At 57.9% G+C, this 22499-nt stretch carries 26 protein-coding genes and 1 pseudogene; 18 read left to right on the top strand and 9 right to left on the bottom strand.

Annotation, left to right across the window (positions count from 1 at the left end):
* Window positions 1-37: 37 nt before the first annotated feature.
* Window positions 38-541 carry a DUF192 domain-containing protein gene (locus tag H143_RS0118545; RefSeq protein WP_033365671.1) on the bottom strand — a complete coding sequence of 168 codons (504 nt, stop codon included), beginning with the start codon at window positions 539-541 and terminating at the stop codon, window positions 38-40.
* Between the two features lie 870 nt (window positions 542-1411).
* A complete protein-coding gene (locus H143_RS21170) occupies window positions 1412-1750 on the bottom strand; it encodes a helix-turn-helix domain-containing protein (RefSeq protein WP_019939765.1) in 339 nt (112 codons plus the stop codon).
* Between the two features lie 93 nt (window positions 1751-1843).
* Here H143_RS21170 and H143_RS0118535 point away from each other — a divergent pair, with 93 nt between their 5' ends.
* The 9 genes from H143_RS0118535 (at window position 1844) to H143_RS21150 (ending at window position 8280) form a co-directional block, all read left to right on the top strand.
* Window positions 1844-2128, top strand: coding sequence for a helix-turn-helix domain-containing protein (locus H143_RS0118535; RefSeq protein ID WP_019939764.1), 285 nt, complete (start codon window positions 1844-1846; stop codon window positions 2126-2128).
* 89 nt (window positions 2129-2217) lie between these two features.
* Window positions 2218-2997, top strand: coding sequence for a ParA family protein (locus H143_RS0118530; RefSeq protein ID WP_019939763.1), 780 nt, complete (start codon window positions 2218-2220; stop codon window positions 2995-2997).
* Window positions 2994-3983, top strand: coding sequence for a ParB/RepB/Spo0J family partition protein (locus tag H143_RS21165; protein WP_019939762.1), 990 nt, complete (start codon window positions 2994-2996; stop codon window positions 3981-3983). Before H143_RS0118530 ends, H143_RS21165 begins: the two co-directional genes overlap by 4 nt.
* A gap of 39 nt (window positions 3984-4022) precedes the next feature.
* A complete protein-coding gene (locus H143_RS21765; protein WP_019939761.1) occupies window positions 4023-4748 on the top strand; it encodes an A24 family peptidase in 726 nt (241 codons plus the stop codon).
* 141 nt (window positions 4749-4889) lie between these two features.
* A complete protein-coding gene (locus H143_RS0118510) occupies window positions 4890-5681 on the top strand; it encodes a hypothetical protein (RefSeq protein ID WP_019939759.1) in 792 nt (263 codons plus the stop codon).
* A 64-nt stretch (window positions 5682-5745) separates the two neighbouring features.
* Window positions 5746-5955 carry an antitoxin VbhA family protein gene (locus H143_RS0118505; RefSeq protein ID WP_051094516.1) on the top strand — a complete coding sequence of 70 codons (210 nt, stop codon included), beginning with the start codon at window positions 5746-5748 and terminating at the stop codon, window positions 5953-5955.
* On the top strand, window positions 5955-6938 hold the full coding sequence (locus H143_RS21155; protein ID WP_019939757.1) for a Fic family protein: 984 nt from the start codon (window positions 5955-5957) through the stop codon (window positions 6936-6938). Before H143_RS0118505 ends, H143_RS21155 begins: the two co-directional genes overlap by 1 nt.
* A gap of 174 nt (window positions 6939-7112) precedes the next feature.
* Window positions 7113-7403, top strand: a complete 291-nt coding sequence (locus H143_RS0118495) for a hypothetical protein (RefSeq protein WP_019939756.1) — start codon at window positions 7113-7115, stop codon at window positions 7401-7403.
* Window positions 7404-7410: 7 nt separating this feature from the next.
* Entirely contained in the window at window positions 7411-8280 is an 870-nt protein-coding gene (locus tag H143_RS21150) for a DUF6036 family nucleotidyltransferase (RefSeq protein ID WP_019939755.1), read from the top strand.
* A gap of 24 nt (window positions 8281-8304) precedes the next feature.
* On the opposite strand, the gene H143_RS0118485 is transcribed toward H143_RS21150, so the two are convergent.
* Window positions 8305-8511, bottom strand: coding sequence for a hypothetical protein (locus H143_RS0118485; protein ID WP_019939754.1), 207 nt, complete (start codon window positions 8509-8511; stop codon window positions 8305-8307).
* A 30-nt stretch (window positions 8512-8541) separates the two neighbouring features.
* Window positions 8542-9219: a hypothetical protein gene (locus H143_RS0118480; protein ID WP_019939753.1), complete on the bottom strand. Its 678-nt coding sequence runs from the start codon at window positions 9217-9219 to the stop codon at window positions 8542-8544.
* A gap of 443 nt (window positions 9220-9662) precedes the next feature.
* On the opposite strand from H143_RS0118480, the gene H143_RS0118475 reads away from it, so the two are divergent.
* From H143_RS0118475 to H143_RS0118465, 3 genes are all read left to right on the top strand, one after another.
* A complete protein-coding gene (locus H143_RS0118475) occupies window positions 9663-10496 on the top strand; it encodes a DUF932 domain-containing protein (protein ID WP_019939752.1) in 834 nt (277 codons plus the stop codon).
* 339 nt (window positions 10497-10835) lie between these two features.
* Window positions 10836-11483: a DNA methyltransferase gene (locus H143_RS0118470; RefSeq protein ID WP_019939751.1), complete on the top strand. Its 648-nt coding sequence runs from the start codon at window positions 10836-10838 to the stop codon at window positions 11481-11483.
* Window positions 11480-11743, top strand: a complete 264-nt coding sequence (locus tag H143_RS0118465) for a hypothetical protein (protein WP_019939750.1) — start codon at window positions 11480-11482, stop codon at window positions 11741-11743. Before H143_RS0118470 ends, H143_RS0118465 begins: the two co-directional genes overlap by 4 nt.
* A gap of 200 nt (window positions 11744-11943) precedes the next feature.
* Here H143_RS0118465 and H143_RS0118460 read toward each other — a convergent pair whose 3' ends face one another.
* Entirely contained in the window at window positions 11944-12834 is an 891-nt protein-coding gene (locus H143_RS0118460; protein ID WP_026350221.1) for an FRG domain-containing protein, read from the bottom strand.
* Between the two features lie 421 nt (window positions 12835-13255).
* Between H143_RS0118460 and H143_RS21145 the strand changes: the two genes are divergently transcribed.
* The 6 genes from H143_RS21145 to H143_RS22605 all read left to right on the top strand — a co-directional run bounded on the left by H143_RS21145 (window position 13256) and on the right by H143_RS22605 (window position 19186).
* A complete protein-coding gene (locus H143_RS21145; protein ID WP_019939748.1) occupies window positions 13256-14116 on the top strand; it encodes an N-6 DNA methylase in 861 nt (286 codons plus the stop codon).
* 552 nt (window positions 14117-14668) lie between these two features.
* A complete protein-coding gene (ssb, locus tag H143_RS0118450) occupies window positions 14669-15094 on the top strand; it encodes a single-stranded DNA-binding protein (RefSeq protein WP_019939747.1) in 426 nt (141 codons plus the stop codon).
* An 81-nt stretch (window positions 15095-15175) separates the two neighbouring features.
* On the top strand, window positions 15176-15637 hold the full coding sequence (locus H143_RS0118440) for a hypothetical protein (protein WP_019939746.1): 462 nt from the start codon (window positions 15176-15178) through the stop codon (window positions 15635-15637).
* 21 nt (window positions 15638-15658) lie between these two features.
* Window positions 15659-15910, top strand: coding sequence for a hypothetical protein (locus tag H143_RS0118435; RefSeq protein ID WP_019939745.1), 252 nt, complete (start codon window positions 15659-15661; stop codon window positions 15908-15910).
* Window positions 15911-15986: 76 nt separating this feature from the next.
* A complete protein-coding gene (locus tag H143_RS0118430) occupies window positions 15987-17936 on the top strand; it encodes a ParB/RepB/Spo0J family partition protein (protein WP_019939744.1) in 1950 nt (649 codons plus the stop codon).
* 779 nt (window positions 17937-18715) lie between these two features.
* On the top strand, window positions 18716-19186 hold the full coding sequence (locus H143_RS22605) for a hypothetical protein (protein ID WP_155803445.1): 471 nt from the start codon (window positions 18716-18718) through the stop codon (window positions 19184-19186).
* A 451-nt stretch (window positions 19187-19637) separates the two neighbouring features.
* On the opposite strand, the pseudogene H143_RS0118420 reads toward H143_RS22605, so the two are convergent.
* The 4 genes and pseudogenes from H143_RS0118420 to H143_RS0118405 all read right to left on the bottom strand — a co-directional run.
* Window positions 19638-20228, bottom strand: a pseudogene (locus H143_RS0118420) (IS3 family transposase); the annotation flags it as partial.
* A 55-nt stretch (window positions 20229-20283) separates the two neighbouring features.
* The gene (copD, locus tag H143_RS0118415) at window positions 20284-21210 is read right to left on the bottom strand and encodes a copper homeostasis membrane protein CopD (RefSeq protein WP_019939741.1); all 927 of its coding nucleotides are present in this window, start codon (window positions 21208-21210) and stop codon (window positions 20284-20286) included.
* Between the two features lie 4 nt (window positions 21211-21214).
* Window positions 21215-21601: a copper homeostasis periplasmic binding protein CopC gene (gene copC / locus H143_RS0118410; protein WP_019939740.1), complete on the bottom strand. Its 387-nt coding sequence runs from the start codon at window positions 21599-21601 to the stop codon at window positions 21215-21217.
* A 38-nt stretch (window positions 21602-21639) separates the two neighbouring features.
* On the bottom strand, window positions 21640-22497 hold the full coding sequence (locus H143_RS0118405) for a copper resistance protein B (protein WP_019939739.1): 858 nt from the start codon (window positions 22495-22497) through the stop codon (window positions 21640-21642).
* Between the last annotated feature and the right edge of the window lie 2 nt (window positions 22498-22499).

Raw genomic sequence — 22499 nt, 5'->3', positions numbered from 1 at the left:
TATCTCAGGAGCCGGCGATGGCCGAACTCTGCCGCAATCATGGCGCGGGTAGCCCAGCTACATCGCTTCCATATTCGACGCCTTTGGCTGCATACCAGCCTTGAGGCATTTCCAGCGCATAGCGCACCGGTTTGCCCGAGCAGTGACCGACGTTGGTTTCCGGCGCCATGTCTTGGATACTTATGATCTTTCCTCCGTCGTTCATGAAAGCAATCGACAGGGGAAGCGGCGTGTTGTGCATCCAGAAGCATTGAGGTTGAAGTTTCTGAAAGACGAAGAGCATGCCTTGATTGTCTGGCAGACTCTTGCGGAACATCAGTCCGCGTTCTTGTTCTTCCGGAGTGAGGGCAACTTCGGCTTGTACTGGTTGCGAGCCAACCTGAAGCTGGATGCTCGGCAGCTGTGATTGGGGATGCGGTTGAAGGTAGCCCCTGATTTCAAACGTCATCGCGATTGAGACAATCAGGATTACGATCAGACCCCTCCATGAAACCCAGCTCGGCAATGGGTGGCGCATGGTTCCTTCCTTGGATTTGAGCATTCGAATCGGAGCACTCTGGGGTCCTCCACGACGCAATGATTAGCGGCTAAACCATCAAGTGTTTAGCCGCTAAACATTGAAGTGAAAGTAGGGTGGCGAATGCCGATTCGGATGCCGCCAGCGAGATACCACGACGCGGGCGGCGACTTAGAGACTTGCACTCCGCAGCGCCGTTGGTCTCCGGTGCTGGTGTTCTCCGACATTACTCGCCATGTCAGTGTTGGAAGAGGCGCTTGTTGAAGGTGCCGTGGACGGATTCCCGAAATCCACACCACCTCCTTGCTTGAAGACCTTAACTTCGGCTACTTCAGACCTGTGAACTAACAGGTCTGGCCTGGGCGGCGGCGTCCTATGAGACTGGCGACGGCCTGCAGGCCAAAACATACAAGACCATTGCGCCGGTGCATCTCTGCAACACACCTAGGGGCTTATCGCCGGCGATCTACTCGCGGCCGGCGCACTCCGCACGAATGCCTTGGCGTGAAACCTCTCCTGTGTTGGCAGGGGATTTCTCAATGGCTTTTGCTGGGACTTTTGTGTCAGGGCGACCAGCAGTTCTACACGCCTAAGGTCATCGAGCGACGACAACGGGCGTGGAGAGTCCCCAAACGGCAGCGACAAAGTGCATGCCGAACATGTTTACGATTCGGTGATTAAAGAGCTGACTCGAATAATAACTAAAGTAATTTTAACGGTCAATAAATTGACATTTATTAACAATTATTAAAGTTGTTATGTTGCGAAATATTGACGAATAGCTGTCTTGTGATTGTTTATTTCGAGGCTATTCCTGGCTCGGAATAAAACATCAACACAGCAGCCTTGCTCAGGATTGCCGGGGCGGTCGGTTTAATAGTCTGGGCTGTGGGCTTAAAGCGCGCCAGCAATGAAGTCAGCTAGTCGCTGATCGAGTTCTTCCTTTTTGGAAGGCTTGAGTTGCTCGAAGTCTTCTAGTCTCGAAATTTTGAACGGCCAATATCCGTCATATTTCGGAATATCGTCAGCGTAAGCAAGACGAAGAACGGATATCTCCAGGGCCTCTGCGATATCGAAGAGGCGACTAGTGGCGCCGCCTTTCTCAATTTTATTTAGGGCGGCCTGAGAGAGGTTGCTGGAGAGCGCGGATACCTTCTGCGCCAACTTTTGTTGGGTGAGCCCCAACTCAATTCGGCGGGCTTTGATCCTAGCGCCTGTCGCTATAAGGTCCATGCCTAAGGCTATTACCTAAGTTGTATAGACCCAACTAGGGAAACCGACCTGATCCTTGTGTGAAAATAACTATAGTTATAAAATAAGCCCACCATGATCAAAAAATTCCATTTCAGTCTTAAGCAACATGGCCCTTCGTACGCAGGGCTATTGAAGGCGCAGCAGCTTGCAGGTGGCACTCAGGCTGACTTAGCCAAAGTGCTTGATGTGTCTCAGGCCGCTATCTCAAAAATGATGAGAAGTAAGAAACCTCTGAAGGCCGAGGACTGCATCAAATTGATGAATGCTCTCGGCATTTCGCGAGAGGAAATGCGACCGACAGATTACTGGGAAGTATGGCCGGAATTAAAGGCCCCAGAAGATCGCAAAGATATCTAGCAGTGAAAGCGATGTTTAGCCGCTAAACCCTGGCGAGAGAGGCGGCGAATCAAGGCGGTGTTTAGCCGCTAAACACACAGGAGAAATTCATGAAAACAGCAGTCGTAGCCCAAGGTAAAGGCGGTGTCGGTAAGACCGCAACCGCAGCCCATATAGCTTGGTACGGCGTCGAGTCGGGCCTGCGCGTGCTGGCCATCGATCTGGACACTGGCAATTTGTCCAAGTCACTGACCGCGGCGGCTTGCGGGATCGCGGCGAGCCAGCTTTTCAGTCCGAGCGAGGTGATCGGTTTAGCCGCTAAACCGGCTGACGGCCCCAGGCTAGACCTGATCGTCGCGGACCGATTGCTTGCGAATCTGATCTACATGCCACTGGATCAAGCGCGGGAGAACTTGTCGTCACAGATGGCCAAGCTTTCCGATGCCTACGATCTTTGCGTGATCGACACGGCGCCCGGCCTGAGCATTGCCCTAGGCAGCGCGTTGCATGCGGCCGATGCAGTTATCGCGCCGGTGGAGATGGAGGTGTATTCCATTGAAGGAATCAAGGACATGCTCGGCATCATCCTAATGGCCAAAGAGATCAATCCTGATCTGCAGTTCCTGGGCATCCTGCCAAGCCGTGTGGACCTGCGCAACCCACGGCAAGTACAGATCCTGGCGCAAGTGCAAGAGGCGCATGGGAATCTGCTCACGCCATTCAAGGTGGGGCTCCGTTCCTCGGTGGCTGATGCCTTGGCGTTAGGTCAGCCGGTTTGGAAGAGCCGCAAGACGTCGGCCCGAGCGGCTGCGACCGAAATGCGCCAGATGGGCGCCTATATCCTGAACAAACTCGGATTGATCAACGAAAACTTGGGAGACGCGCAATGAGTTTAGCCGCTAAACACTCAAGCAAAACCTCGTCCACCGGCCTGGATCTAAACGGCCTGGGTGACCTGGCTTCGATGCTCGGCAAACCGGTCCAAAAAGCCGGCCGCCCGATGGATATCCCGTTGGACAAGATCAAGCTGCGCCCGCAAGTGCGTACGGCTGAGAATCCTGGCCTCACGCCCGAGAGCATCGCCGAGATCGGCGCATCGATTGCCGAGCACGGTGTGAAAACGCCCATCTCTGTGTGCGACGATCCCGACAACCCCGGGGAGTACTTCGTCAACCACGGTGAGCGACGCTATCGCGGTTCCCTTTGGGCCAAAAAGGATACGATCCCGGCCTTCATCGATAACGATCACGATGAAGACGACCAGATCATCGAGAACATCCAGCGCGAGAATCTGACCCCCCGCGAGATTGCTGACTACATGGGACGCAAGCTGTCGCAGGGGACGACGCAGGCAGAAATTGCCAAGACGCTCGGGAAGACCCGCGGGTATGTCTCGCAGTACGTCGGGATGCTTCACCTACCCGATCCGATCGCGCAGGCAGTCACTGACGGTCGAGTGAATGACGTCACCGTGGCCAACGAGTTGGCTCGAGCCTACCGTGAGGATCCTCAAGCGGTCGACGCGGTGCTACAGCAAGGAAGCTTAGCCGCGAATCAAGGACTGGAAGGCGAGGGGGAAGTGGCGAGTTTAGCGGCTAAACAAACTATTAGCCGTGGCGCTGCTAAGGCGGTGCGCGACAAAATCGCGCTGGCGAATAAAGCCAAGAAAAAGCCCAAGAATGCCAACGAAAAAACTGCTGACTACAAGCGCGTCGAGCGTGCCATGGCCGATCATCTGGGCACGGCGGTGATCCTCGCGCCGGGTAAGAAAGATACCGCCCAGCTCATCATCAAAGTGCATTCCTGGGAGCATTTCGACGGCCTGCTCGATCGCATGGGCATGGGCAAGCTTCTGAGCCAGTCCGATGAAGTTTAGCGGCTAAACCTTGAACATCAGACCAAGGAAAATCACCTCATGACAGTCGTTGCACAACTCCATCAAAACCTGCCGGGCGCACTTGTCATGGCTTTGGCTGGGCCGATCTTGGGCCACCTGGTGGCCACGTTCGCCGAAGACCTGCTCTTGAACTTGTCGTCGTCGCTGCCAGCTGGGTCGTCAGTTCAAGGCCAGCAATCCCTAAACCCCTTCTGCGTCATTCTTGCCGCGACAACCGTCATGCTGCTACTGGTCGGGCTGACGTTCGGGGCGACCGATATCTCACTCATTGTCGATCTGTTCGGCGCCGTCCTCATCGTCCTGGCAGCAGTCGACCAGCTGAGCGGGTTTCTCCCCAACCTCCTGACGATCCCTCTTTTGATCTTCGGGCTGGAGATGAACGCCTGGCATCTGTTTACGTCGTTCACGGATGCCTGCGTTGGAGCCGCAGCTGGGTTCCTAACGATAATCGCCGCCAGTGCAATCTGTCGACTCCAAAAAGGGCAGGCAGGGTTCGGTGCCGGGGACGCCAAGATGCTCGCCGCCATTGGCGCCTGGGTCGGCTTGCAGGGTGTGCTGCTCACGGCGGCGCTGGCCGTGTTCCTGGCCAGCCTGTCGCTGTTTGCATCGGGCTGGAGATCTACGACTCTAAGACCAGAAGATACCCACTATTCATTATCACCTCAGCGGCAGGCATTCGGGCCATTTCTCTGCGCTGCAGGTATCCTGGCCTTGCTTATCACTGCGACACTCCCTGTCCTGTGATTCAACCCTTAGATAGCTGCTTAAAATGGCCCAGGCCGGGGATGGCATCGACCAATTCAACATGACCGAAATGACTTATCTGGCAGATCGCATCGAAACCTTGCCGACCCAGATGGTCCAAACCGAGACAGAGACACAAATATGACGCGCGATATGCCCCGTTGGATGTTCATTCTTTTGGTCTTGGTTTGCGTAAGCTTCATCCTACTGTGTGCCGGGTTCTACCTTCCGCTTGATCTGTTGCCGCGCAAATTCTGGCTCTTCATAATTCGCATGCAGCCATTCGCAGCCATTCTGGCAGGAATCGTACTCTTAATGCTGGGCTACCTGATCTGGCGCCACCTTGTGCGCCGCTTCGACAAGCACAAGGGCTTACGCGTGCTTGCCCAACGTGAGAAGCCTCTCAGTGCACTCGAAACTTGGTCCACCCATCTGAGCACGCCTATCCTGAAGTCGATCTGGTGGCGGTTCACCAGCATTCTTCCTTTTGTGAAGCCCAAGCACTTTCGCGCGATCAAAAATCCGGCTGACCGGGATGAACTCAATGCACTTTCGCTGCGAGCCTTCGAAATCTTGTTGTACGAGAAACGCGCCAAGCCTGGCGTACTTATCATCAGCACGTCGCTCCTGAATCGCCGCAACCGCAGCGCGACGCGACTGCAGCAACGCATTGACGCTGTTGGTAGGTACCCTGGCTGGCGCTGCCAGATTGTGGTGCGAGACCTCGGTGTCATTCCCAGTGTTGTTGGCTGGTTTCTTTTTGGCTGGAAATCCGTAGAAGGTGAGTTTTGCAGTTTTCAAGCTCCAGGTATCGTGGTCTGGCGGCAATCGGACGGCGAGCTTTCGGATGAGGAATGGAGCACGAGACTTCTTTCTTTGAAGCTGCGCGTGGCCTCCGATGAGGATCTGAGCAGTCCAGTGTTTAGCGGCTAAACCAATGGCGCAATAGCGTGGTACTGAAATGATGCTGACTTGGCATGGCGACGAAGGTAAAATCATGGTTGATTTCGAAAGGAACGAACCCGTGATCACCTTGGCTCATCCTGTCATCAGCGATGAAGAACGCCGGCGCCGCAAGCTCGCCGTGAGCGAAGCCTTTGCGTCGGTTCAGCTCGAGGGTTTCGAAGTCACCGAGCAAGAGCAGCGCCGAGGCCAAGCCTTCATCGACGGCAAGATGACGCTGCAGGAATTCGTCACGGGCGAGTAATGGTGCTGACCGACCTCGAGCGCAGTGCCCTCGAGGCCAAGTTCACAGCACGACGTATTGTCGAGCTGCAGCTCGATCCCGTTCGCGGCCAGTTCGATGCCGCGCATCTTCGCGAAATCAATCGCCGTATCTTCCAGGACCTGCCCGCCCATGGGCTGACAGCCGTCACGCCAGGCATGTTCCGAGACCCCGTGCCTGATGGCCGCGACTGGCTCAAGATGCGCTGGCTGGAAAACGTCAAAACCACGGCTTTTGTCGCGTACTCCCGAATGGACGAGACGGCCATTGCCAAGCTCGATGCGATCCTGGGCGCGATCAACCTCAAGGACATGGCGCAACTGGACCAACTGAGCTTCGCCAAGTGTCTGGCCGATCTCTACACGCAGCTGGACTACATCCATCCCTTCCCGGACGGCAATAGCCGTACCTTGCGCGTCTTTGCCGCCCAGCTGGCTCAAGAGTCGGGCTATTCCCTGGAGTGGGCTCAGTTCACCAAGACGTCCTATGGTCGCGATCAACTCTATCTCGCACGCGACCTCGGCGTAAATGACATCGCCTTGCCCGACGTGCAGAGCGAGGCGTCGATGCGCAAGATCCTCTTCTCATCGACACGGTTCGAAGAGAACCGGCGCTTGCCCGAACTCTTGGCCGATGCCATCAAGCCCCTGGATCTGGAACGCCGCCTTGAGGTCGCACGGCGTGCAGCCTTCGACTTGGGGCCCGTTCGACTTGCTGAACCGGGCAAAGCGTACGACGGCGTCATCCTGGCCATGACCGGGAAGGCCGTCCTGCAGGCGACCGCGAACGGCCCGATCGAGCACCTGCGGCACCGCCTGGTCGACGCCGGCGGACTGGCCGTCGGAAAAGCGCTGCAGATTCACTATCCCCAAGGCGACGTCGGCCTGGTCCGCGAGACTACCCAGGCGCAGCCGCGGGGCGTGGAAGCAGGCCTGCAGCACAAAGGTCCGCAGTTCGGCAAATAGACTGGTCAGGGTTGCAGCTGCCGGCGTTTTGCTGCATGTGGTACGCCTGTAACTCCTGGTATTTCAGGGGCTTACTCGGTAAAATAGAGGCTTGGATGCCTGCGTCTTTTCCGAGTTCGGCAGGCCATTGTCCGTCACTACGCTGCCGCCTGATAGGTTCATCTGGAGCATGGTATGGGAACGCATACTCACGATACCGACTTGCTGAAACGCTGCGCGCTTGCCGCGGCCGGCAAGCCTGTTGTGCCGCGCTCCAAGACCGAGGCTGACGTCTGGCGTGCCGCGGCCATGGTGCTGGGGCGTCAGTATGCAAGCGGTGCGGAAAAATTGTGGGAGGCTTATCGAACCTTCTATGAGACGCATCACCTGACAGGTGAACCGGCTTCCTATGCCCAGCTTCAGAAAGCAGGGCACGTGGGTGATCCGAGCCAATTTCAGTTCTCGCTATCCAAGCTCATGCATTGAGTGGTCGATGTCTGACACCAAGCAACCCACGCCGCATTTTCATACCGAAACGCCATTTGCTCAGGCAACGAAGACGCTGTTCGAAGAGCTGCAGCTGCGGCAACCGCAGCAAAGCCCTGTCGTTGCCTATATCGCAGGTGGCGTGGCCATACACCTTTACACCGCATCCAGGGTAAGCGGCGACATCGACGCCCACTTTTCGAGGCGCCTGGAAATTCCCGAAGATCTGTACATCGAGGTCAAGAGCGACAAGGGCATCCCGCAGCTGCTGCACTTTGATAGGAATTACAACTCAACATTCGCCTTGATGCATGAGGACTACGAGATCGATTCGGTTGAAGTGCCTTTTGGCTTCCCGAACATGCACGTGCGCGTGTTGGCTCCGGTCGATCTGGCGGTGAGCAAAATCGCTCGCTTCCTCGACCACGACAAAAGCGACATCCAGGCCCTGGTGGCCCACGGGTTGACCACGGCCGCGGCGATCGAAAGGCGAGCTGACGAAGCTGTAGGCGGGTTCGTCGGTGACAAGACCATGCTCATGATCAACATCAGAGAGGCCGTCGACATGGCCCGCGCAGCTGAACTGCGAAATTTGGGGTTCGACGTGGCATCGGCAAGGCCGGCAGAGCCGGGAAGCCAGTACGCTGGCCGCGTTCTAACCGTCGATTCCCGCGTGGTCATGCAAGACGTCGACGCCATGCTCGTGCGGCACGACCGGACGCATTTGACTGGAAGTATGTCGATGTTGCGACCTGGGCAGAACGTGCAGATCCGCTATCCTCAAGGTGAAGTCGGCCTGGTGGGGCAGATAGCGGAGAAGAGCTTGGAAGAACGTAATGTCGCTTACCAACCCAAGGGACCGGCGCTGGGCAAGTAGTTCGCCGCGCCTGGCCAGGCCGACTCATAGGCCATTGAATTCCCGATAGAGCGTCTGCGCGGCCTCAAACGAAGATCGCCAACCGACGTGCATCGCCGGGTCTGCCGGTGGCCAGAGTTTAAACCGCCATTGCCCGAACACATACACGCGGCAGATTGTCCAGCCTTTCGGGCCGAACCACGAATAGGCGTCCTTTTGCTGCCAGCTGATGGGTTGCGAGTCGTTTTCCATCGTCTCCACTCCCAGTTCGAACTCGGGAACTTAGGCGGCTTCCAGGCGCGTACCGTCTTCCTTCGTGTTGAAGGCCAGGCGCGGGAAATCATTTGCTCCGAGCCATTTGACTGGTGTTCTTAAATTGGCATTGGCCTGGACGTGGTCGAGATCAGCGGCATTGTCAGCCATCACGAGCAGAAACTTACCCAGCGCCAAGGCACGCTCTTCGAGGATCCTCAAGCCAGTGTGCAACGACTCAGACTCCCACTTCTCTGCGAGCGCCAGATCGAAGGCCAGACAACCGTATGCGGCGACTTCCTTGAGATCTGCGACGAATTGCTGGCCGTCCAGTGGCTCCAGCTTGCGCACGGCGTAGTCGCCGCCCGTTGCTTTGATCTTGCTGATCAGCAGCCCCCTGTCAAGCTGATCGCCTTGGAAAAAATATACCGTCGGCTTGCGCGCATTCCAGGGAATCACATCGCGCTTTTCATTGATCGCGCGCCGAATTTCTTCGTGAAGATATTTGGCTTGCAGGCGATCGAGCGGAACCGCGGGCCGAAATTGCGTCACGTATTCCGAGGTGAACTCTCCAAGTTCGATGCCCGCTGGACTGAATGCGCGCGAGATGATGCTGCCGAACCCTCCCGATTCCTTTTTCTCGATCGTCACTTTCGCGACCAGGTCGGTGTTCAACCAGGTGTTGCCTTGGATATGGACCAACGTCATCAAACATCTCCTGCGGGGTAGGGAAGGGCGCGATTTCGCCTGGGCAGTGTAGCGCTTGAAATCGGACTTCACTGCCCGCTTCGCAGGCAGAAGTTTGGGCCTACGGCCAGGGGCGCTCGCCGCGCGGGCCGTCCTGGGTAGCTGAGCCTGGTGGCGAGATGCCGGCGGGCCTGTGCGCCGGCGAGCCCTAAACCGCCGACCGTACCACTACGCCCCGTCCTGCAAGGGGCTTTCGCGGCATAAACCGCTCGCCTGGCTCGCTATTTATTCCACGTTCCCCTTTCCGGCCAGCGCTCCCTGGTCACGGACGGCACGGGCTCGGCGACTCACAGGACCGGCGGCAAACAACCGCGAAGACCACGTCCAGCGACCAACGCCGATCACGATCGGGCTAACGATCTTCAGGCCCGGGCAGCACTAACCCACAACCTCCAGGAGCTTTCATGTACCCCTCCCGCCTTGCTTCCCGTTTCGGTGCCGGTTTCCGTTCTTTCCGCCAGGACCGCCCGATGACCGACGACGAACTGCGCCAAGTCGCTCCCTCCATCTTCGCCGATGCCGCCCACGAAAGCCGCTCTGCCAAGTACGCCTACATCCCGACCAGCGACATCCTGGCCGGCCTGCGGGCGGAGGGCTTTCAGCCCTTCATGGCGGCCCAGGCTCGAGTGCGTGACGATGCGCACCGCGACTTCACCAAGAACATGATCCGCCTTCGCCATGCCAACCACATCAACGAAAAGGCCGCCAACGAGATCATCCTCCTGAACTCGCACAACGGCGCGAGCAGCTACCAGATGCTGGCCGGGGTCTTTCGGTTCGCCTGTGCCAACGGCATGATCTGCGGTGACACCTTCCACGACATCCGCGTCCCGCACAAGGGCAACATCAAGGACCAGGTCCTCGATGGCGCCAACGTTATCCTCGAATCCTTCGATCTGATCACCCAATCGCGCGAGCGCATGGAAAGCCTCACCCTGTCGACCGAGGAGCGCCAGGCCTTCGCGGATGCCGCCCTGCAGCTGCGCTACGACAACGCCGACCACGTGCCCATTCAGGCCGAGCAGCTTATCCGCCCGCGCCGGCAGGCCGACACCGGCCGAGATCTCTGGACGACCTTCAATGTCGCGCAGGAAAACATCATGCGCGGCGGCCTGCATGGCCGCAACGCCAAGAACCGACCCACGTCGACGCGGGCAATTTCCGGTCTTGATCAGAACACGGCACTGAATCGTGCGCTGTGGACTCTGACGGAGAGGATGGCCGAACTCAAGTCGTAATTGCCTGTCCTGCAGGGGAAGGGTGATGCCTTCCCTTGTAGGCACATTTTTTTACCGCCCAAAGTGAGCGGCTACGCCGTGTCCCAACTCTTGAAAAGCTTGGAAAACGCTGCACGGTGCCTACCGTCGCAGCCCCCGCCAGCTCGGATAGGGCTGCAGGCGGCGTAAGTGATTTTCGCCGCCTTCCCCCTTTCAAGGGCTTTCGCGGCATATCCTCGCGCGCTTCGCGCACTGCGGTATTCCACGTTCCCTTGACCGCGCTTTGCGTGTCCTGCGCCCGCATGCCCCGTGCAGCGCAAGGCAGATCCCCTGCCGCGGCTGTACGCTAGGGAGCCGCCAATGAGCCGCATCGTTCTGGGTAACTGCTTGGAAGTCATGCCGACTTTCCCTGCGGGAAGCGTCGATTTCATCCTCACCGATCCCCCGTATCTGGTCAATTACAAGGATCGCTCAGGCCGCAGCATCGCCAATGACACCGCCGGCGACTGGCTGGGCCCGGCCTTCGCGCAAATGCACCGTGTCTTGCGCGAGGACGCCTTCTGCGTCTCGTTCTACGGCTGGCAGGCCGTCGACCAATTCATGTCCGCTTGGCGCGCGGCCGGCTTTCGGATCGTAGGTCACCTGGTCTTTGCCAAGACCTACAGCTCGTCGTCACGTTTTCTGAAGTACCAGCACGAATCGGCCTACCTGCTCGCCAAGGGCCGGCCGGCCATGCCGTCGGCGCCCCTACCTGACGTGTTGCCCTGGCAATACTCGGGCAATCGCTATCACCCCACGCAAAAGCCGGTTCAGTGCCTGCGTCCGCTCGTCGAGTCCTTCTCGCCGGCGCGAGGCATCGTGCTCGATCCCTTCGCCGGATCCGGCTCGACGTGCCTGGCCGCGCGCGAATCTGGCCGACGTTTCCTCGGCATCGAACTCGATCCGAAATACCACGCCGCGGCAGTGGCCCGGCTCGGACAGCGCATTGATATGAGGATTGCAGCATGAGCGCCGCCGCCGAAATGCAGAACAACATTGCAGCGCAGCTACGTGGCATGGCCAGGGCAGATATTGACCGGATTCGATTGATTGCAGCCGTAGATAATTGGCCGGCCATGGCCGAAGCGGAGTTGGACCGGCGCCGAGCACTTGAGCGGGTGCAGTTTCTACAAAGCTTGACCAATACCGAACTGGCGGCCGTGGCGCTGGGCGATATCGATCTGGCAAGCCTGGCTCGCCGCGTGTGGTTCGGATTGGGATCGCCTTGACGCTTCCGCGGGCCTGCCGCGGCGGGCCCCCCGCCGGCGTCCATCCGATCGAGCTGCTACGCAGAAACTCTGGAAGAGGGGAGTGTGGCTGCGCCAGCGGAAAAAGCATGGCTTTTGTGTCGCGCCCGCTGGCGCGACACCTATCAAGGAAGAATTTCCCTGTCAGAGGGCTAATCCAAAATTTAGTCTCGAATTTACATTCAATTTTCCTCGTTCTCCCTTTGGTTAAATCCATTAGCTAGGTAGTATTCAAGGACAGCATTTGCGGCTCCATCGTATCCAGGGAAAATCGAAGCGGCAGTAAAGCCAAATTTACTGCATCGAACCAGTAATTCTGCCGCGAGTCGTTGAGGAAGCGTCAGCTTGATCAATCTCTCCCCAGCATCTTGATTCTCTTCAAACTTATCTTCCAGGCTAACGCCATATGTGAAGTCCTGGCCTTGATATCCGCTATTGTTAACAAGAATGAAAGAGCCCGTTTGCGCAGCCAGATTTACTGACGTGCTGCCTGGTACCCGAACATATCGATAGCCCACATCTCGCCTGCGATCATTAAATGAGAAGCCAAATATCGCAAGCTTTCCGTCGCCAGATATCTGGTCACTTTTGACCACATCCAACGCTGCAAAGTAAGCGGCTACGTACGAATTTCTGGTCCAGTCTAACAATCGCGTCGGAATGCCGTGGTGCTGCGCCAACGCCATGAGGGGCAAAACCTGATCTTGCGGCCAGGCAAAGTTGTCATGGCTATGTATAGAACTGATTTTTTCGAGCTGAAAATAATCCCTAAATTCCATTGAATCGCCTGGAATCGCGAGTCCTCGTGAATCGCAAAAATGGACTAGGCGTTCAAGAAGTAAAAATTCAAAGACTGTCTGACCATGATGATCAGTCATTAGACTATTGATGCCTGTCTTATATTTTTTCAGTACATCTTCGCGATACACCTTCGGCGTTAGCTTCCAGGTGCTGTCTTTTTGACCTCTGAAAATGTAGCTAGATCGCACGCCGTCAAAATTCTTTCCAATCGGTGAGATTTCATCCCAGAGCTCATCGACAGTTGTGCAATCGATCGTCTTTATTTTTGCCACATTTCTCTCCTGATTCTAGGTTTCGGAATTCTGTTGGCGATTACATCAATCGTAGCGTCTCCCGGCAGAGCCGGGCCGCGCTGTCGTGCTTCGCATCGAGCCTCGCCGATGTACCCCGCATCCGCGAGTCTCGCCCCTATCGGGCTTCCATCATTCCCTCGTTCCTCGGCTGACGCCTTCGCGCCGGCATTGCCGGCGCTGCGCGCTGCGCTTGCCCCCCTGGTCATCATTTCAAACACGATCGTTGCAAGCCAGACGGGGAGAGCAGTCTTGCTCCCGGTCATGGTGACACACCGTTCTCGCGTTCAAGGGCTGCGCGCACGCCGTGCGCTTGCGGCTTCGCCGGCGGCGCCCCTTGAGCGCTGCGCTGCGGCGTGCCCCTTCGGGTCCGGGCAATTCTGCCCTGACTACGGAGCACATCATGAGCAAGGCGCAGCAGCGGCGGTATTTCAACTCGGCTGGTGACCATCAAAAGGCCATCCTGGGCATCTTGCAGGCCATCGGCCGCAGCCGCGGCCTCGATCGCGTTTGGTCCGACTGGATCGAGATCTCGGCGATTGCGCTGGCCAAGCTGGATCTGCGCCAAGCCGATACGCGCGAGGATCGCTACCGGCAGATCATGAGCCTATACGATAAGCAAGAAGCGCAGCAGCTGGCCGAGGCCTTCGCGCATCTGGTCATGGCGTTCGAGAAGAGCCAGACCACCGGCGAATTTGGCGACCTTCTAGGTAGCACCTTCATGATGCTGGACATGGGCATCTCTCACAACGGCCAGTTCTTCACGCCCTATGAGGTGTCCCGGCTGATGGGCATGATGCTCATGGGAGATGGCCAGGAACTTGCACAGAAGGCTGCTGATCGTGGCTTCATCCGCTTGATGGAGCCGGCTTGCGGCGCCGGCAGCATGATTATTGCGGCGGCGCAGACGCTAAATGACGCAGGCGTGAACTATCAGAATTCGATGCATGCCGTGGCGATCGACATCGACCGGCGCTGCGCGCACATGACGTTCTTGCAGCTGGCGCTGCTGCACATCCCTGCCCAGGTGATACACGGCAATGCGCTGTCGGGCCAGGCCTGGGAACATTGGTACACGCCTGCGCACATCATGGGGGGCTGGAGCGCTCGGCTTCGCCAGCGCGACGAAGAGGATGCGGCGGCGGCAAAGCCGACTTCTGATGCAGCCCGCGATTCCGGGCCAGCTACGGCGTTACCAGCGCAGAACCTCATGCCCCTTGCTGTAAGGGCAGCGGCGCACGCAGGCCAGATGACATTGTTCTAGCCAGCAGCTCGGCCCCACGCGGGGCCATTTTCATTTCTGGCACCAGGTTCTGCTCGATGCGCACAAATCTGCTGCGCGCTTCGCTTGCTTGAGCCTTCGGCTGTGCATCCGTGCGCTTCGCTTCGGATGCCATTTGAGCCCCTGCGGGGCTTGGGGCGCTCGGCGCGCGCCGGATTTGTCTCTTCACACACTCTCGCGCAGACCTTCACCGTCGTTAGTCAGTAAGCCCTAAAGCGCCGACCGTACCACTGTGCTGCGGCCTGCAAGGGACTTTCGCGGCATAAACGGTTTCCCCCCGCAAGCGGGTCCCCCCATTTATTCCACGTTCCCTTTCCGGTCCTCGCTGCGTGGTCACGGACGGCAAGGGCTCACTGACTAACGAGGATGAAGGCGAATCACCGCAGGACAGCTTTGAAGACCAAATCCAAAACCTACGAACAGGGTCTACGTGATCTTCAAGGACGAAGCGGCGAACCCCTCAAAGCTGAACCCGATTGAATTTTTAACCGCAGCACTACTTGCCCACCCGGGCACCCGACTAGGAGATTGAACATGAGCGCATCCCTGAACAAAGTCCAAATCATCGGCAACATCGGCCGCATCGAAACCAAATACAACGCCTCCGGCGCTGCTACCACCACGCTGTCTGTTGCCACTACGAGTCGCTGGAAAGATAAAGACTCGGGCGAACGCCGCGAAGAAACCGAATGGCATCGCATCGTCTGCTTCAACCGTCTGGCTGAAATCGTCGGTAATTACGGCGCCAAGGGCCGCTCCGTCTACATCGAAGGCCGTCTGAAGACCAGCAAATTCCAGGACAAAGCCACCGGCGAAGACCGCTTTTCCACCCAGATCATCGCCGACGTCCTCCAGTTCCTCGACAAGGGCAATAAAGCCGAGGACGCCGATGCCTCGACCGGATTGGATCAACCCGACCCGGCAGGCAGTCCCGCCAACATGGATGACGACCTGTTCTAAAGCGAAGTAACGGGCTGGCCGACATCGGTCAGCCCGCGACCTCCCGCCGCCACCTCAAATTCGACGATCAGGAAATTCATCATGTGCCACGCTGAAAACATCATCAATGCCATCCGCCGCAAGCCCATGCGCGAAGTGCCGTTCGGCACCACCACCTGTTTCGTCGTTCGCGCACTCAAAGCCTACTCCCGCCAGATCAAGCTGGCTAAACCCGAGGCTCTCACGAAGGCCATTCCTGACGAAAACGCCACCGGCTGGCAACGCGCCGCTCGCCTCCTAGCCAGCCGACTGGAAGCCGCTGAAGTGCGAGGCCATCGCATAGACGATGAGTTTTTCTGCGAACTGGTCAACCTCGGCCAGGACAAGGACACCATGCGCCGCTTCATGTACCGCGCCGTGCGCAGCTACGCCACCCACATCAGCCACATCCCCCTGCGCCAGATCGAACACAGCTTGCGCGGCATCGGCGCCAAGCACTGGAAGATCGTCGCCATCGAAGCCCTGGGCATCCAGGACACCATCACCGCTTTCGAGCGCTTCTGATTTCAGACTAGGAGTTCACTCATGACCGCCCAAAATTTCCAATCGCAGGCTCGAACCATCAACCTCACCCCCACTTGGGGCGAGTGGGGCAACGTCTATCGACGTTTCGCGGAATCCGGCGAACGCAAAGCCATCGTGGCATTGCGCGAAGACTTCGCCCGCGCCATGGCCAGCACCCAGGCGCTGCAAAACATCCTGCACACCCTCTCAGACGCGCAGCAGGTCAAAGTCGAACATACCATGGCCGAAGAACTCGCCAAACAAGGCTTCTAACCCCCATCACCCGTTTGCCCCTTCGCATCATCCCCTGCCTTCACCCCCGCCCTCGATCCCACCAGGAGTTTGCGCCATGAACACCAATTCCACCGAAATCGCCGCCATCGCCGCTGCCGCCCACCGCCAGGACGTGTCGCTTGCCGCGCTTCACCTCGCCACCGACTATCAGGCCCGCAGCCGAGCCTCGGACATGACCATCGAGCAACTGGCCGCCACCATCGACACCGTGGGCCTACTCAATAACTTGATTGCGGTCGATGAAGGTGACGGCACCTATGGCATCTGCGCGGGCGGCAGGCGACTGGCGGCGCTGCAACACCTGCACCAAACCGGCAAGCTCGATGCGGATTACCCGGTCCCCGTGCGCATCATCGCCCGCGAACACGCGCACCACGCCAGCCTCATCGAAAACGTGGCCCGCGAGGATATGCACACCGTCGATCTGATCGCCGCCTACGAGCGCCTGCGCCGCGACCACAACATGAGCGCCGAGGCCATCGCCGCCGCCCACGGCGCGACCGTGCTGTCCGTCAAGAAACTTCTGGCCCTGGCCAACGTCGCGCCCGACCTCCTGGCCTTGTTCCGGAGCGGCGACAAGAATATGACGTTCGAAGTGCTCCAAGCCCTGGCCGGCGTGGACGATCACGAGCGCCAACGCGCCGCCTGGAAAGCCTGTCGTACCGAATACAACCCGGCGCGCAGCATCCGCAGCATACTTTCTGAGAGCGAAATGGCCGCGACCTCCCCCATCGCCCGCTACCTTACCGTGGCCGGCTACGAGAAGGCCGGCGGCATCGTGCGCCGCGACCTTTTCGCCGAGGGCAACCAGGGCGTTTTCCTCGCCGACCCCATCCAGGCCGAAACCCTGGCTGTCGAAAAAATGAAACGCAGCAAGCTGGCGGCAGCGGTCAGCGGGGAAGGGTGGTCTTGGATCCATTACCAGACCCGCTTCACCTGGGACGAGTCCCGCCAATACGGCCAACTCAAGGAAACGGCCCGCACCCCGACCAAGAGCGAAGCCGCCCAGCTCAAGAAACTGAACGCCGCCCGTGATGCTGCGAATGAGAAGCTCCATGCCTTCCAGCAAGACGACGATCCAGAAGGCGACGAAGACATGCTCATCGAGAAGCTTCAAGAACTGGACGACCAGATCGAAGCCATCGAGAACGAGATGCAGGAATACAACCCCCAGCACAAGACCGTGGCCGGAACAATCATCACGCTGGACGACTCGGGCAACCTCATCACCAAGCGTGGCCTCATCCGACGCGAAGACCGCGACGCCGCCCAGGCACTGATGGGCACGAAGTCCGAAAAGAACAGTGATCACGCCTCGGCCGAACTGCCCCCGGCACAAACTCGCCCAGCGCATTCGCAAGCCCTGACCGACCGGCTCCATGCGCAGCACGCCCTGGGCGTCCAGGCCGAGCTGGCCCAGCGCCCGCGCCTGGGTGTGTGCCTCTACCTCGTCCAGCTGGTCGAACAGGTCACAGACCATATTTCGTATCTGTCCCGGGAATGGGAAATCTTCCCGATGCACGCCAGCGCAGCGCGGTTCGGTTTCCACCAGGCCGACGACCAGATCGATGCCGCGCCCGCCGCGCAGCAACTCGATACGCAGCTGGCCGACCTCATGAAGAACCTGCCCAAGGATCCGCAGGCGCTGCTGGACCACTTACTTGCCTGGACTGACGACCAGATCATGGCCCTCATGGGATTGCTCCTGGCTCTGACCATGCCCGCCAGCGCCTCCAAGCACGATGAGATCTGCCATGTGCGCAACGTCCAAGCGCTCACCGACACCGACATGACCCACTGGTGGACGCCCACCGCCGCCAACTACCTGGGCGCTGTCAGCAAGGATCAGATCGCCGCCGTTGTGACCGAAGCCATCGACGCCGAGACGGCAGCACCCCTGGCCAAGCTGAAGAAAGGCGAAGCGGCGACAACCGCCGAGCAGCTGCTGGCTGGTCGTGGCTGGCTGCCCGATTTCATGCGCATGCCTGGCAAGGTCAAGAAATAGACAGGGCAGGGGAGGTCGCCATTTCAAGACCTCGCCCGTCAGGAAACCCCAAGACCAACCCAAACCCCAGGTTTCTCGAAAGGCCCCATTAAGCTCGCCCAGCAACCCCAGCCCGCCCGTTCCGGGCCAGACTCCAGACCACCTGCCCGGTGGTCATTTTTTTGCCTTATTGATCCCGACTCCTATCCGCTTTCGTCGGGGTTCCTCTCTCCCGATTGCGCTGTTCCTGCCCTAGTCGGCCTGTTCGATTTGGCGGGTTCTTGTTGCTGTTGCCCCTGGCCTGCTTTCTATCGTTTGTCGCTTGTTGGCCTGGTCATCGATGCCTGCGCTGCCGTCTGTCCGGGTGCTCGGCTGTTGCCCATTCGCTACGCTCATGGGCCCCTGGTCGTGACGCCGTGGCCTTGCCACAGGTGCCCTTAAGTTAGGCCTTCGGCCCCCTTAAGAGCACCACACAGGACGCACCCTGCGGGTGCGACAACATCCTGTTTTACAAAGACTTTCTCGGGGCTGAGAATTTGCCCACGTTTAACAACATGCCCGCAAACCCGCATGAATCCTAGGTTTACCTGTTTAACAGGTGGTGTTTGTTGTTCAGCGCCAGACCACCACCTACGGCATTCTTCGTTGATCTACAGGCATCTACAGATTTCCTCATTATTGAATTCTGAAGCTTCATTAGCCTTTATTCTTCATATAGATTTCTACTTGTTGCCTGATTATTCCTCTACTTTCTACATATCGCTGCAAGCAGCGCAGCACAACCGCCCACCGAGCCATCCATGAGCCACGCCACTGCCGTTTTGACCGTTCTGGAAACCCTGCGCAGCACGCTGGCCGACGCGAAAAATCTGCCACGGCGGGTTCAGATCCAGATGGCGTTGCCGCTCCTTGACCAACTGACTCAGCACAAATTCCCGCTCATCGCTCTGGCAGAAGAGTTGAGCCGTGCCCAGCTTGAACTCAATCCCAAGGCGCTTTCTCAAGCCCTCGTGCGCTGGAGACGTGCTCACGCAGATCAGCACCAGGTCATGCCCCGTCAGCCGCCTGCTCCGCCGCATCCATCCGCGGGGAGCCATCCCCACCCGGCATCTGCGGGCATCCCTCCAGGCGTGCCGGTCAGGGAGTATCTACGCCAGCTCCGAAATACGCCCGTCGATCCTGACGAAGAAGCTCGTCGTGACCGCGAATGGCGTAAGACTCAAGCGGCCCGCAATGAAGCCGAGGAACAGGCGAAAAAAAAGGACGCCTGAGCGTCCCGTGAACTTTGAATTTCATTGTTTCCGACGGTGGAAAAGATCCTTCGCGAAATCAAAAAAGTGCTTTTCAAGCTGCTCCATATCCCCACCGCAAATCGCTTCCAATACCTCTGGACTAACTTCTCTGCCGAACTTGTGTCGCGAGCCATCAGCAGGAATAAGGGGTTCGTTCAATACAGATGCGAGCACACGCATCGACTGCAACTGTTTTGCTGCGGGAGGGCGTGCCGTCTGCCATTCATCTGCGTGACGTACGTTGTTCGCTGAAGCAACTACAACCTGGCCAAAGGAGCACCCCTCAATCCGAGGCACGGCCGCGTCCCATTCATCCTGGACGCCTTCGATGTCAGTCCTGAACGACTGAAGCGCATTGGATAGCGCAACTACATGTTAGCGCCGGAGTAATACTGACCCACTGGGGGTGCGGACGAATTCTTGGACTGCTTTATGCGGCAAGCCCCAAGCTCGCACGGTATTCAATGGGGCTGAGCGCGCCCAGCGACATCTTGATCCGTTTTTCGTTATACCATCGGACGTATGTATCAACGACGCCCACGAATTGATCAATGGTCGTTTCCCGCCAATCCTGCAAATAAAACATTTCCGTTTTCATCCGCCCGAAAAAGCCTTCGCAGGCGGCATTGTCGGGTGAACAGCCTTTGCGCGACATAGAGCGAGTCAGCTTCGCATCGTTCATCCGTGAGAGCCATCCTGGCCAACAATAGTGGGCACCGCGATCAGAATGGACGACAGGTTTATCGTTGGTGTCGATCACCGTCTGAATGGCAGCATCCAGCATGGAATTCACAAGTTCGGCGTCTGGTCGCGTACCGATTGACCAACTGACGACCAAACCACCGAAGCAATCAATCACAGGTGACAGGTAGACCTTGCCAGCCGGAATCTGAAACTCGGTGATATCGGTCAACCACTTCTGATTCGGGGCAGCGGCCTGGAAATCACGGTCGATCACGTTTTCCGGTGGCGGACTGATTTCTCCCAGATAAGAACCGTAGCGGCGACGTCGGGCTTGCATCGTCGCTAATACCCTGTGTCTGTGAGGACATAGCTTGAGGCAACCGCATGAAATCTCAGTTGGACATCGGAGCCAGCATCCCTAGCCATGATACCGAGATTAGAATCAAGAAAGCGCAACTAGTCTCGGCGTATAGACTTTTTCGCAAAAGCGCTATGGCGACGCGGTAGTTCCCTGCCCGAGTCTCTCTTTCGAGCAAAGGGCTCAATCGATAGCGATTGGCTGCAGCCAGACCTAGCATCATTGCAAAAAGAGCCAACTTGACCAGCAGCAACAGCCCGTAAGGCGTCGAGGACAAGCCGTCCAATGTCGCACCGACGGTCATCCAGTAATTGATGGTGCCTGTCACGATCAACCCGAGCACAATGACTGTGCCGATGAGGGCAAAGACATTCAGCGCGCGACCGAGCATATCGATATGTTCGCGCGTCGACTCTCCCGCCCCGCGCAGCAATAAGATAAACGCGGCCAATGAACCCACCCAAGCCCCGCCTGCCAATAGGTGCAGGATATCCGCTGAAAGATGGATACTCCTCCCTATCCCTTCGCTCATGGCGCCATGTCCCGTCCAGGCCAAAGTAGACAGAGCTACGGCAGCCGCGATGGATATAACCGAAAAGCGCAGTATGGCTTTATTCCGAAGTAGCAGCGCCACGACGAAACATCCCGCAAGCGTGACAACGCGGATCAACCACGATGCGCCAAAGTCCGTCTCGGTGAGGACCATCCCTAGGGCATGCCGGCCGATCTCGCCATAAGTTTCGGCGCCTGTCATGGCCTTGGATAGGATGATCAGGCTGGCGATGGACAATACAATACCCGCCAAGGCCGTGAATGCGGCCAATCTGCCCATTCGGTCAGCCATCGATGAAAAACGCTCTTGTCCACGCAAAGCGTGCAGGACAAAGAATGGCAAACCGAATGTCAGCATGAGGCTCAAGTACAACGCAAGCCGCGTCGGGACGTTTATCCAGTCTGACATCGGATTACTTCGCGGTAAACGTGATCTTGCCGGTGATGGGATGTGTATCGGAAGAAACGGCTCGCCATTCGACGGTATAGGTTCCGGCCATCATGGCCTGAGCGGGGACAATCAACATCGTCTTGGGATCATCTCCGCCAGAAACCTTGGCAGCCATTTTCATAGGCGAGGCATGGTTCATACCCGGCATGCTGCTCATGACCAGACTGGCGCCCGAGAACTGCTTGACCAGGTCTTCGGAGAAATGCAGTTCGATTTTCTGAGGTGCCTCTGCCGTAGCGTTGTCGGCAGGCTTGGAGGAAATGAGCTTGGGATGGGCCGAGGCAATCGCAGCCACCGACAGGGTGGAGGTGGCCAGGAGCATGGGGGCAATGAAGCGACGATTGAACATGAAATCTTCTCTGTAAAGTCAAAAAGTGGGCAGAAAAATCAGAACCAGAATCTCACGCCGACGATATAGCGGGTTTCCCCCTGGCTTCCTCCCGCAGCTCGGACCATGCTGGCCGTTTTGCCGAAATTCTGGCTACGCTCAATGCCGATGTAAGGAGCAAACTGGCGACTGAATTCGTAGCGTAGGCGCAGGCCTAGCGTGGCGTCGGAAAGACCTCGACCGCTCTGCCAAACTGGGTCGTCTTTGCCGTAGACATTGGCTTCCACCCGAGGCTGCAGGATCAGGTGCTGGGTGAGTAACTGATCGTAGGCCACCGTCAACCGCAAGGCCGTGCGACCGCCACTACCCGCATACACGGTTGCCTCCGTCTCCAGCCAATAAGGTGCCGTACCCTGAACGCCTAAAGCCAACCAGTTTCTTCCGGGCAATTTGTGGCCGGCATCGTTGCGCAGGCCGCTCTGCACGTCCCAATAAGGACTCACTGCATGACTCCACAACAATTCCGTGCGGGTATCGGCGATGCGGCTTTTTTCGACACTGCCTTCGGCCTTGATCAGGAATTTGTCGTAGGTATTGCCTATCCAGGCCTGAGCTTCGTAGTTGACTGCGTTACCGTCATTGGTGTGGGCGTATTCCAGCCGATCGACAAGCAGCGACGAGAAAAGATGCTCGTCCGACATCATGAGATGAGTTTTGCTGGACGTGTACAAACCAGAGCCGCGAACATAGCCATCAGCATAGGCATTGGGATCACGGACGTTTTCCGAACCTTTCCCCCCTGACATAACCATGCCTCCATGGTTCATGGCTTCGTGATTTTCCTGGGCTGCAGCACCACCCATGACCAGGAAGGCCAGGACGGAAAGCAGAATATTTTTGGCGTGATGAATAACCATGG

The sequence above is a fragment of the Bordetella sp. FB-8 genome (assembly GCF_000382185.1).
In the GTDB taxonomy this organism is placed as follows: domain Bacteria; phylum Pseudomonadota; class Gammaproteobacteria; order Burkholderiales; family Burkholderiaceae_B; genus Bordetella.
The sequence above is the reverse complement of the archived record's forward strand: the minus strand, read 5'-3'. Positions and strand labels throughout refer to the sequence as shown.

Bases quoted from the DNA above. Each gene is read 5' to 3' on its own strand.
- H143_RS0118545 (WP_033365671.1), bottom strand. From the start codon at position 541: ATGCTCAAATCCAAGGAAGGAACCATGCGCCACCCATTGCCGAGCTGG.
- H143_RS21170 (WP_019939765.1), bottom strand. From the start codon at position 1,750: ATGGACCTTATAGCGACAGGCGCTAGGATCAAAGCCCGCCGAATTGAG.
- H143_RS0118535 (WP_019939764.1), top strand. From the start codon at position 1,844: ATGATCAAAAAATTCCATTTCAGTCTTAAGCAACATGGCCCTTCGTAC.
- H143_RS0118530 (WP_019939763.1), top strand. From the start codon at position 2,218: ATGAAAACAGCAGTCGTAGCCCAAGGTAAAGGCGGTGTCGGTAAGACC.
- H143_RS21165 (WP_019939762.1), top strand. From the start codon at position 2,994: ATGAGTTTAGCCGCTAAACACTCAAGCAAAACCTCGTCCACCGGCCTG.
- H143_RS21765 (WP_019939761.1), top strand. From the start codon at position 4,023: ATGACAGTCGTTGCACAACTCCATCAAAACCTGCCGGGCGCACTTGTC.
- H143_RS0118510 (WP_019939759.1), top strand. From the start codon at position 4,890: ATGACGCGCGATATGCCCCGTTGGATGTTCATTCTTTTGGTCTTGGTT.
- H143_RS0118505 (WP_051094516.1), top strand. From the start codon at position 5,746: ATGGTTGATTTCGAAAGGAACGAACCCGTGATCACCTTGGCTCATCCT.
- H143_RS21155 (WP_019939757.1), top strand. From the start codon at position 5,955: ATGGTGCTGACCGACCTCGAGCGCAGTGCCCTCGAGGCCAAGTTCACA.
- H143_RS0118495 (WP_019939756.1), top strand. From the start codon at position 7,113: ATGGGAACGCATACTCACGATACCGACTTGCTGAAACGCTGCGCGCTT.
- H143_RS21150 (WP_019939755.1), top strand. From the start codon at position 7,411: ATGTCTGACACCAAGCAACCCACGCCGCATTTTCATACCGAAACGCCA.
- H143_RS0118485 (WP_019939754.1), bottom strand. From the start codon at position 8,511: ATGGAAAACGACTCGCAACCCATCAGCTGGCAGCAAAAGGACGCCTAT.
- H143_RS0118480 (WP_019939753.1), bottom strand. From the start codon at position 9,219: ATGACGTTGGTCCATATCCAAGGCAACACCTGGTTGAACACCGACCTG.
- H143_RS0118475 (WP_019939752.1), top strand. From the start codon at position 9,663: ATGTACCCCTCCCGCCTTGCTTCCCGTTTCGGTGCCGGTTTCCGTTCT.
- H143_RS0118470 (WP_019939751.1), top strand. From the start codon at position 10,836: ATGAGCCGCATCGTTCTGGGTAACTGCTTGGAAGTCATGCCGACTTTC.
- H143_RS0118465 (WP_019939750.1), top strand. From the start codon at position 11,480: ATGAGCGCCGCCGCCGAAATGCAGAACAACATTGCAGCGCAGCTACGT.
- H143_RS21145 (WP_019939748.1), top strand. From the start codon at position 13,256: ATGAGCAAGGCGCAGCAGCGGCGGTATTTCAACTCGGCTGGTGACCAT.
- ssb (WP_019939747.1), top strand. From the start codon at position 14,669: ATGAGCGCATCCCTGAACAAAGTCCAAATCATCGGCAACATCGGCCGC.
- H143_RS0118440 (WP_019939746.1), top strand. From the start codon at position 15,176: ATGTGCCACGCTGAAAACATCATCAATGCCATCCGCCGCAAGCCCATG.
- H143_RS0118435 (WP_019939745.1), top strand. From the start codon at position 15,659: ATGACCGCCCAAAATTTCCAATCGCAGGCTCGAACCATCAACCTCACC.
- H143_RS0118430 (WP_019939744.1), top strand. From the start codon at position 15,987: ATGAACACCAATTCCACCGAAATCGCCGCCATCGCCGCTGCCGCCCAC.
- H143_RS22605 (WP_155803445.1), top strand. From the start codon at position 18,716: ATGAGCCACGCCACTGCCGTTTTGACCGTTCTGGAAACCCTGCGCAGC.
- copD (WP_019939741.1), bottom strand. From the start codon at position 21,210: ATGTCAGACTGGATAAACGTCCCGACGCGGCTTGCGTTGTACTTGAGC.
- copC (WP_019939740.1), bottom strand. From the start codon at position 21,601: ATGTTCAATCGTCGCTTCATTGCCCCCATGCTCCTGGCCACCTCCACC.
- H143_RS0118405 (WP_019939739.1), bottom strand. From the start codon at position 22,497: ATGGTTATTCATCACGCCAAAAATATTCTGCTTTCCGTCCTGGCCTTC.